The following is a 3,229-nucleotide window of genomic DNA, read 5'->3' as shown; positions in this document are numbered from 1 at the left end:
TCTAAAAGGTATGCTGTGTTTCAGAAGAAACACAACTTCTGTATCTGCAGGAACGATTTTCCCCAGGAGCTGGATAATATTGTACCTTTCAATTGTATCCTCAGTTACTGCAGATCTATCCGCTGGGTCAGATCCTGCTATCACCATTTAACCATTTTCATATCCTTTCTTTAATTCTTACCGGAATCATCCATAGAAATTTTATTCCTTAACGGGCAAAAGTTTCTGTTAACTATCCGCTTGCTGTTCCAATGCTTCTCTGTAATGCCTTTCAGTTTACTTAGAACATTTTGTATAGGAAAAGGGAAAAATGTAATATATCTTTTTCGACAAATTATCGTTTAAGGTTTCCTATCTAGGGCCATCAGTTTCTTTGTGTTAAACGGCATATCCAGTTAAATCACACCTTCGGGAAAGTGCCTTACTATGAGGGATACTGGTCGCTAAGGGAACACAAACGAAGGGTGAAAATTTTTAAATAATTGCTCATTTAGGCTCTTTGTATTTAGTTTCAGTTTTATTCTGTTGTTGTAATAGGGAATTTAATTATGAATACCCGGTTTTGATTCTTCGACAGATACAGACCTTATGAGCTAAAACAATTTCGAATTCATGAATCCAACTTTGGTATCTATTACCACGTTGTCTGTACAGTTTCGCTATCTAAGCATACTTGAGGGCTACTTTCTCTTTTTGGAGGTAGATAAGTGCTCATTTGTTAATGTCATCTCTGATTTGAATGCATTCTATTGGTTTTTATTTTACAGCATTTTTTAATGCAATGGCCAACGCTTTTCCAACTTGACTGTAAGAGACCGAGTGTGCATCTGATAAAGTATGATTTATGAGTTAAAAAGATCAGGTATTGTGAACAGCTAAAGCTTCTACCCAACTACAGTAAACTCGAGGCACTACTTCTGGTTAGGCACTTAGCTTTTAAATTACAGATTAGGGACAATGTTTCCTTATTCCCTTTTATAAGAAAGATGTCTTTTTGGGCTTATGGTACATTTAGCCTAAGCCTGGATACTTATTGTTAGTTGCAAGATTCTGCCATTTAAGTATTTTTATTAGTGGAAATATCCATAATGCCCCCCTTGTACTGTTGGGATAATGGTCAAATAGGCTACATGCAAGTTTCAATTAAAGTAGTCGAAGACTTAAGTATTTGACTGCTTTAATTTTTGTTCGTTCTCTTTGGATTCTTCGTGCTCAATCAAGACACTTATCTTTTTTAGTTAGCCATTTTCTGCACGTAGCCGCTTTCGCTTCATCCGTAAAGATGAGATCTTTGAGGTGCTGATATTTTTCTTCTTTGGAACCGACATGTTTTTTCAATTTCTGATTTTTGTAGTTTCAAGTCCACCTTCCCTAAATTCACCATAAGGCTTGATCCGATGAACAATTGAGCTCCCAGCGGCAATCCTGAAACATTTGGCTACTTGACTGAAAGATAATTTCCTTTTTTATCACGGAGGGAACCTTAAAGTCTTTCTCGTGAAAATTATGGGCATGTTGCGAGGGGAACACTTCTTACCCGATTCTTTTGTGGCAGCAGTTTGACCAAATCAAATTTGAAATTAAACTAAACTTTGTTTTTTCATTAATTATAATATCCCAATAAGTTTTTGACTTTTTAGGAGTACTTCAGGATCAGCTTTGTCTGCATTTGTTATTAGTAATAATTGCTTGTGCAAGCTTTTGATTTGGGCTGTCAGTTAAAATGAGCCATTATTTCAAATTAGGTTTTCCTTTTAAATATGTTTCTAAATCTCCAACACTGGCGTTGGCGGTTGATCTAAATTTATCAAAATCATAAACCATCAAGACACCAAAATCATCGTATTGTGCAATGAATGATGATACATCGATTTTTTCATTCAATGCAGTAAACATTGTTACCACATGTTCGTAGATCGGTTTAGGTGTGATCAATAGGTTCGTTAGTTTATTATTTGTAACTACTGATGTTTTACCAATCAGGTGTTCGTAATCCTTAACTAATTGTTGAGCTTCATTGTGCGTCATATGCGTAAATTTAAAGTTAATGGTTTATTTATCCAATTAAATATTATCAACAAGATTTTTACCTCGGTAAAATTTGGGGTAGTGCATTGCCAAGTTGGTGGTTGGTGTGTTGTTTTCCAGATTCCAAATGATGACTGTAGTGTGGTGACTTGTAACCTCTAATTTATTTTGTTTTTAGCAATGCAATACGTTAATCTCCTTGTGCGTGCTCTATTGATGAAAATTAATTCGTATTAAGGACTCATTTCTCAAACTACCATTGAAATACTTAATATAAGTATTACCTCTGGCTTTTCCAGGTTTGGATAATAACAAGATCTACATAAGCCGCAAGTGTCTGCAACAGGGAGTTTTCCTTCCCTCAATTGTATTAGTTTTCTTACTTCCGAAATACACATACTCCTTTACTTTTTCTTTCAGTTGTAAAAGGAGGGGAGCTATTGTCCATTTTCCGACAGACTTCATGAACCTTAATACCCGTTTCTGATTGTAAAAACAATTTTTGACTATGTAATTCTGCTCTTTTTCAGGATTGATTCTAGTATTTTTATATAACATAATCAGCTTTTTCTCTATTTTTAAACATCACCGTTTTTTGGGACGTGAATGCGTCAGCCTTGTTAATTTATAAATATCGATGGATTGAATTCTCTATATTGATCATGAGTATATATTGTATCAATCCCAAAATTTGTTGAGCATTGATACTTTTTTTGATTTTATGCATACAACTGAGTTAGCCTGAACAGGAAGAATTCAATACTTTTAACTCCTCTGAATTGCGATCTGAATGCCTTTATTTTTGCATTATAAGATTCGGCGGAAGCATTTGTAGATCTGTGATCAAAGTATTATTCAATATAGTTCGATAATGGTCTGTATCGACTTTGCCATAGTATTGAAGGACTTGATAGCTGTTTGTCTTACTTTCTCATGCCATTTGGCCAGGTTTGCCAACCCAAAGATTTTATCTTTTGTATTTTCAAATAACTGACTAAGCCCATAGGCGGTTTTTAGATCTGGAAATTTTTTAAACAGGAGTTCTGCACGATTCTTTTGACTATCAGTCCAGGCCGAAGGTCTTTTACAGAAGGCATACCTGCTACGAGCCAATAACTGCTTGATTGTATCTCCATTGCAGAGTACTTCTGATTGAAATAGATTACCTGTTTTTTTTGATAGCTCTATGGCCTCATTTTCT

2 protein-coding genes and 1 pseudogene are annotated in these 3,229 nt (G+C 35.0%); all 3 read right to left on the bottom strand.

Translation table 11 applies throughout. From position 1 onward, the window contains the following. Positions 1 to 1,731 precede the first annotated feature (1,731 nt). Positions 1,732 to 2,028: a hypothetical protein gene (locus R2Q66_RS23815; RefSeq protein WP_316753949.1), complete on the bottom strand. Its 297-nt coding sequence runs from the start codon at positions 2,026 to 2,028 to the stop codon at positions 1,732 to 1,734. 719 nt (positions 2,029 to 2,747) lie between these two features. Then, positions 2,748 to 2,867 (bottom strand): annotated as a pseudogene (locus tag R2Q66_RS23945) (DDE transposase); the annotation flags it as partial. A 16-nt stretch (positions 2,868 to 2,883) separates the two neighbouring features. Next, positions 2,884 to 3,229: transposase (locus R2Q66_RS23810; RefSeq protein ID WP_316753948.1), on the bottom strand; the 346-nt coding region annotated here is incomplete at its 5' end.

The organism is Pedobacter gandavensis (assembly GCF_032677645.1).
GTDB lineage: Bacteria > Bacteroidota > Bacteroidia > Sphingobacteriales > Sphingobacteriaceae > Pedobacter > Pedobacter gandavensis_A.
The sequence above is the reverse complement of the archived record's forward strand: the minus strand, read 5'-3'. Positions and strand labels throughout refer to the sequence as shown.